This window comes from Acinetobacter brisouii (genome assembly GCF_008993995.1).
Classification (GTDB): domain Bacteria; phylum Pseudomonadota; class Gammaproteobacteria; order Pseudomonadales; family Moraxellaceae; genus Acinetobacter; species Acinetobacter brisouii_A.
In genome coordinates, this window is record NZ_BKNN01000094.1 from 1 (window position 1) to 6,238 (window position 6,238).

At 41.0% G+C, this 6,238-nt stretch carries 6 protein-coding genes and 1 pseudogene; 2 read left to right on the top strand and 5 right to left on the bottom strand.

What is annotated here, in order from left to right; genetic code table 11:
* Positions 1–128: 128 nt before the first annotated feature.
* Positions 129–1,167, bottom strand: a pseudogene (locus tag GBN19_RS14085) (DUF1624 domain-containing protein); the annotation flags it as partial.
* A 149-nt stretch (positions 1,168–1,316) separates the two neighbouring features.
* Between GBN19_RS14085 and GBN19_RS14090 the strand changes: the two are divergent.
* Entirely contained in the window at positions 1,317–2,267 is a 951-nt protein-coding gene (locus tag GBN19_RS14090; RefSeq protein ID WP_151778565.1) for a DUF4424 family protein, read from the top strand.
* 58 nt (positions 2,268–2,325) lie between these two features.
* Here GBN19_RS14090 and GBN19_RS14095 read toward each other — a convergent pair whose 3' ends face one another.
* Together GBN19_RS14095 and lipA are read right to left on the bottom strand one after the other, a co-directional pair.
* A complete protein-coding gene (locus GBN19_RS14095) occupies positions 2,326–2,715 on the bottom strand; it encodes a carboxymuconolactone decarboxylase family protein (protein ID WP_151778566.1) in 390 nt (129 codons plus the stop codon).
* A 119-nt stretch (positions 2,716–2,834) separates the two neighbouring features.
* On the bottom strand, positions 2,835–3,848 hold the full coding sequence (gene lipA, locus GBN19_RS14100) for a lipoyl synthase (protein ID WP_151778567.1): 1,014 nt from the start codon (positions 3,846–3,848) through the stop codon (positions 2,835–2,837).
* A gap of 196 nt (positions 3,849–4,044) precedes the next feature.
* Here lipA and sthA point away from each other — a divergent pair, with 196 nt between their 5' ends.
* Positions 4,045–5,460 carry a Si-specific NAD(P)(+) transhydrogenase gene (gene sthA, locus GBN19_RS14105; protein ID WP_151778568.1) on the top strand — a complete coding sequence of 472 codons (1,416 nt, stop codon included), beginning with the start codon at positions 4,045–4,047 and terminating at the stop codon, positions 5,458–5,460.
* Here the strand turns inward: sthA and GBN19_RS14110 are convergent.
* Together GBN19_RS14110 and GBN19_RS16270 are read right to left on the bottom strand one after the other, a co-directional pair.
* Positions 5,405–5,809: a GGDEF domain-containing protein gene (locus tag GBN19_RS14110; protein ID WP_308469263.1), complete on the bottom strand. Its 405-nt coding sequence runs from the start codon at positions 5,807–5,809 to the stop codon at positions 5,405–5,407. The two genes, sthA and GBN19_RS14110, sit on opposite strands and share 56 nt — an antisense overlap.
* Complete coding sequence (locus GBN19_RS16270) at positions 5,758–5,964, bottom strand: diguanylate cyclase domain-containing protein (RefSeq protein ID WP_266095388.1); 207 nt, start codon at positions 5,962–5,964, stop codon at positions 5,758–5,760. Before GBN19_RS16270 ends, GBN19_RS14110 begins: the two co-directional genes overlap by 52 nt.
* Positions 5,965–6,238: the final 274 nt, after the last annotated feature.

Genomic DNA, 6,238 nt, shown 5'->3' on the forward strand with positions numbered 1-6,238 from the left:
TGTACACAGTGCACTGGGTTATGTATCGCCTTTTGAGTTTGAAGCAATGTACTATGATAAGATTAACCCGTTAGGTCAGGTGGCCTAACTTAAATAAAAAAGTCTCCGACAAACCCGGTACGGTTCATGATTAACCATAAGTAACTCACCTGATTAACACCGAAATATTGCCCTTGATTGCTTCCCCAAATCTGTACAGCGATCACATAAAGCAGTTTCAGCACATATAAATGCAGTTAGCACAGAACCAAACACAATCAAGGGTTTTACCCATGCAGATTGTTCAACTTTGCTGAGTGCCAATAAAATTAACACGCCTACGCCCGTATTCCATAAAATAAATAGCAGTGACGGCGGGTACTTGGTCAAATTGAAAAAGCTCATCCATATTTGCACGTTGCTATCGAGCAATAACCAAGGTTGATCACCATATACATTGATTAAACGCAAGACAATAAATAACGTGATACTTCCCAAAGCATAGCCGAGTAGGCGCTTATTTCGTTGAGCGACTGAAATTCCCAAACTAAAACAGCTTCGTCCCAAGCAATAACCCAATAAAATTACCCCAATCCACGGTAGGACAGGGTAAGTGGTACGTAGACGTAAACTTTGCCCAATCTCAATCCAATCCCGCTGATGCAAAATGCTCCATAGTGCATGTAAGCCCGCCACACCCTGAAAACTGAGCTGATCAAGCAGGTTGTGCAACGCAATAATGCCAATCGCAAGCAGCCATTGTAATTTTTGTGGTAAGCCAATCAGTAAGCTGAGCGCCAACATACTCAGACCAATCGCCCAAATCACCTGTAAATAAATCACTTGAGGTGGAAATTATCCTGTCCAAGCAAAATTCACCACTGTAAGTTCTAAAATCACCAAAAATAAGCCACGTTTAAATAAAAATTCACGGGTCATTTTCAGGTCATATTTTTGCTGATAAAGAAAAGCCGATAACCCTGTGAGTAACACAAAAACAGGCGCACAGAGATGTGCCAAAGAACGGCTGAGAAATAGCGCAGGTTCAACCTCTTGGACGTGCATCGGGTCGGAAACTTGATGGTGTAGATAAAAGGTTTCGCGCACGTGATCGAGCATCATAATAATGATGACTAAGCCACGCAGCGCATCAATCGCTTGTAGACGCTGTGAAGAAATAACTGACATAGAAATAAAGTAAGAAAAACAAAGATTATAGTTATGTTATAAAATAACAAAATAATTGTTTAAATCCAATTAGAAAAATAAAGCATGTGGTGAATACAGAGCTTTTCGGCTAAAGTGCGGCATCAAAATAAAAAGAGCGGTAAAAGAGAATGAAAAAGTGGATTATCTTGCTGGGACTACTTCCTTTGCAATTGGCATTTGCCAATGATAGTACGGGCTTTGTGGCAACAGGTGGGGTGCAATATCTGAAAAATCCCAATATCGCCATGCAAACGGAAGACTTGCTGATTAGTCAGAAAAAGGTTCAAGTCGATTATCAGTTTAAAAATCTCACTGACCATCCGATCACTGAAAATATTCTATTTCCTTTGCCTTTGGTGGAGAGTTGGCACGATAGCGACTACGCAGACACCGCAGATTTGGTCAAAAGTTTTAAGGTATGGTCGAATGGAAAGCAGATTTCACCACAGGTTCATGTCCGTGCTTTTCTGCCACAGCTTAAATCTGTCAATGACATAAGAGAAAATACACCGATGATTGATGTAACTGCGGAGCTAAAAGCCTGCGGTTGGTCAGATGCCGAAATGATGAGTCCGTGGACAGAAAAATATGATGCATCTGAATTAAGTCGGAAAATGTTGCGCTGTCAGCAACCGAAGCTACAAAAACTGTTGAAATTGAATGAAGATGTTTGGTGGCAGTCGCAAATTATTTATAGCTGGCAGCAGACATTTTTACCCAACCAAGTCACACGAGTTCGCCATCAATACACACCATTGTTAGGTGGTTCGGTGTATCTAGATCCAGAAAAAGCAAAGTCGGTGTGTGTTGATGACAACTTGAAAAAGGCTTTACGCAAAATGGGTAATCCAACGCCGAATTACTTAGAGATGGGTTATATTTTAAAAACGGGTGCGAACTGGGCAAAACCGATTGAACGCTTTAATTTGACCATTGAGAAACAGCCAAATCAGTTGGTGTCATTGTGCTGGAATGGGCAATTGAAAAAAGTCAGTGCGACACAGTTTAAGGCGACTGAGAAAAATTTTATTCCTCGGCAGGATATTCAACTCATTTTTATAGATAAACTTAACCCTTAAAAATGCAGATCGACATCTTTGCACTGTAAAAAATTAGCAAAAATGTCGATCTAAATCATTATTTTTGAGCTGCCTGATATTCCTGAATCACTTCAAGCGCTGCACGAAATGCTTCTTGAGTCGCAGGCGCACCACAGTACGGCAGGCTGTGTAATAGAGTTTCCTGAATTTCTTCCACCGTACAGCCATTGTTGAGTGCACCGCGCACATGACCTTTCAGTTCGGTTGGTGATTTTTGTGCAACCAGCATGGCGATGGTAATGAGAGAGCGATATTTGCGGGGGAGAACACCTTCACGTTGCCAAGTTGAACCCCAAGCATGTTCATTGATCCAGTCTTGTAAGGGTTGAGTGAAGGGTACGGTATTGTCTTGAGCGCGTTTTACAAAGCTTTCACCCATAACTTCAGTACGTACTTTTAATCCATTGTCATAATCTTGTTGAGCCATGTCTTGTTTGACCTGTGACGTGTTAAAACTTCACCATACACGCAAAAGTCACAGCTCACTATTAGGCTTGAGTCCATAAAAAAGCCCTCTACTTGAGAGGGCTTGGAAAGCATTGAAACTTAAGCTTCGATGGCTTGTACCGCAATTTTTTTCGCAGGGTCGACTTTACGGCGCACTTCTGGGACAGGTTCGCCGTGGTATTGACGGTCAGCAAAATAGCTTGAACGTACCATCGGTGCAGACCAGATATTTCTAAAGCCAAGTTTACGACCATGTTCTGCATAACGCTCAAATTCTTCAGGCGTTACAAAACGGTCAATTGGGGCATGTTCTTTCGATGGCTGTAAGTACTGACCAATCGTTACATAGTCAACGCCATGTGCATGAAGGTCATCTAACAATGAAATGACTTCTTCTTCAGTTTCACCAATACCCACCATCAAACCACATTTGGTTGGAACGTCTGGGCAGTATTCTTTAAACATTTTGAGAAGATTCAAAGAGTGCTGATAGTCTGAACCTGGACGCATGGCTTTATAAAGACGAGGTACAGTTTCAATATTGTGGTTGAAAACGTCTGGTGGACATTCAGTCATAATGCGTAACGCAATATCCATACGTCCACGGAAGTCAGGCACTAAAATTTCAAGTAAAGTTTTCGGGCTGAGTTCGCGCGCTTCTTTAATACAGTCAACAAAATGTTGAGCACCACCGTCAAGCAAGTCATCACGGTCAACCGACGTAATCACGGCATATTTTAGACCTAAGTTAGCGATGGTTTCTGCCATGTGGCGTGGTTCATCTGGGTCAAGTGCATTTGGACGACCATGTGCAACGTCACAGAATGGGCAGCGGCGGGTACAAATATCACCCATAATCATAAAGGTTGCTGTACCGCCACCGAAACATTCAGGTAGGTTTGGACAAGCCGCTTCTTCACAGACCGTATGTAATTTTTGTGCACGTAATGTCGTTTTAATCCGTTGAACTTCATCTGGTGCTGTCATCTTGACACGAATCCAGTCAGGTTTTCGTGGCACTTCAGCCGTAGGAATCACTTTTACAGGAATTCTAGCGACTTTCTCTGCGCCACGAAGTTTGACACCCTGTTCAGGTTTACGGCTACTGGTCATATTCAACTTTTCCACTGTTTGACGATGAACTTTTTACTGCGATAGGGGCACAATTATAGCGGAAAGTGAAACTTTTAGGGGGAAAAAGATATTCATAAAATAAATGTTGACATTAAATATATATGTGGTGGAAATAAACTAAATCTTGATGATTTCAGCTAAACTATGCTCAAACATGATAGTAAAGGAGCATTGAATGTCACGTAAGAAAGAGGTCATGCGAGGGAGTTTTATCAAATACGATGCCGTCGTGCTTGGCTCAGGCCCTGCGGGTGAAGGCTCTGCAATGAAACTTGCTAAATCTGGCAAGCGTGTTGCAATTGTTGAAATGCGTGACCAGCTTGGTGGTAACTGTGCTCATGTCGGGACAATTCCAAGTAAAGCGTTACGTCAGACAGTATCGAGCATTATCCGTTACCAACGTGATCCGATGTTTCAAAAAGTAGGTGAATGGAAAAAATTTACCATGAAACAGGTGCTCAGCCATGCGCACCGTGTGATTCAGCAGCAGGTTGTAACTCACTCGCGTTTTTACGACCGTAATAATATTGATGTTTTTCATGGTCGTGCTTATGTTCAGGATAAAAATACAATCTTGGTGTTTACCCCAGAAGGCATTAAAGAAACCATTATTTTTGATGAGTTGGTGATAGCCACAGGTAGCCGTCCATATCAACCACAAAGTCTGGACTTTACTCATCCACGTGTTTTTGATTCGGATAAAATTCTTGAACTTGATTATGCCATTAACAAAATCATTATTTATGGTGCAGGGGTAATTGGTTGTGAATATGCTTCGATTTTCATTGGTTTGAACCATAAAGTTGATTTGATTAATACCCAACCGAAGTTATTAAGCTACCTCGATACTGAAATTTCAGATGCTTTGTCTTATCACTTGCGCGAACAGGGTGTATTGATTCGTCACAATGAACAAATTGATCGTTTGGAAACCTTTGATGATCATATTGTTTTACATTTACAAAGTGGCAAGAAGATCAAAGCCGATGCAATTTTGTGGTGTAACGGACGTTCAGGCAACACCGATGGTTTAGGCTTGGAAAATGTAGGTTTGACACCAAACAGTCGCGGTCAATTGACTGTGAATGAGAAGTATCAAACCGAAGTTGAAAATTTCTATGCAGCAGGCGATGTCGTTGGTTGGCCATCACTCGCTTCAGCAGCCTATGACCAAGGTCGCTGTGCGGGCGCGAACATGAGCGGTGAAGAAAACGTAAAACCTGTTACGGATATTCCAACAGGGATTTATACCATTCCAGAAATTTCATCTTTCGGTAAATCTGAGCAGCAATTGACTGAAGAAAAAATTCCGTATGAAGTGGGTCAGTCGTCATTCCGTCATTTAGCACGTGCGCAAATTACGGGCGATACTGTGGGTGAGTTAAAAATTTTGTTCCATCGTGATACCTTGGAAATTTTAGGTATTCACTGTTTTGGTAATAATGCCTCTGAGATTATTCATATTGGGCAAGCAGTGATGCAAAGTCCAAATAATACCTTGAAGTATTTTATTGAAACCACATTTAATTACCCAACTATGGCTGAAGCTTATCGTGTTGCAGCATTGAATGGCTTGAATCGTTTATTTTAAGTTCATTATGGATTTGGGCAGGAACGTACTGTTCCTGCTGGGTATGACTTGGGCAACAAGCTAAGGGTGTTTTAAATATCTGCATTTGTTGTTCAAGCGCATTATGCGTTTCTCCATAACAACGATACTGATTTTTCCCTTCATGTTTGGCAATATAAAGCGCCTGATCTGCTTGAGCAATCAGATCATTGGTTGTTTGTTGGTTTAACTGAGGGTTTAAACTTGAAATGCCGATACTGTAAGTAATATTAATCGTTGCATCATCGTGGCAAATTCTGGTTTTTAAAGATTGTTGCATCAGTCCTTGAGCAAGTTGATGAATTTCAGTTGCCGAATCAAAAATTTTGATAAATACACATTCCTCACCATCATAACGTGCAAAAAACCTCCCATTTTTTGGCTGTAACTGGCAAGGGTATCGGCAACCAGCTTAAGGCAAATATCGCCAAAAGGATGACCATAGCTATCATTGATTTTCTTGAAATTATCAATATCAACAATCATCCAAACCAGTATTTTTCCTGTAGATAATGCTTCTGTCCATAATGCAGATAACTATTTATCAGCTTGCAAACGGTTTGGCTTTTGCGTCAGAAAATCAGTAAATGCCATATTTTCAAGGGTGAGAGATTTTTCCTTAAAATGGCTTTATTGCACAAAGATTTAAAAACTAGGATTTCCCATATCTACTCAAATTTAAGTGACAACTCGGGTGTGAGGTCTGCCTAAATCGGTAAATCTATTTAATACTGCCACTCGTGCATGAATCTCATTGACT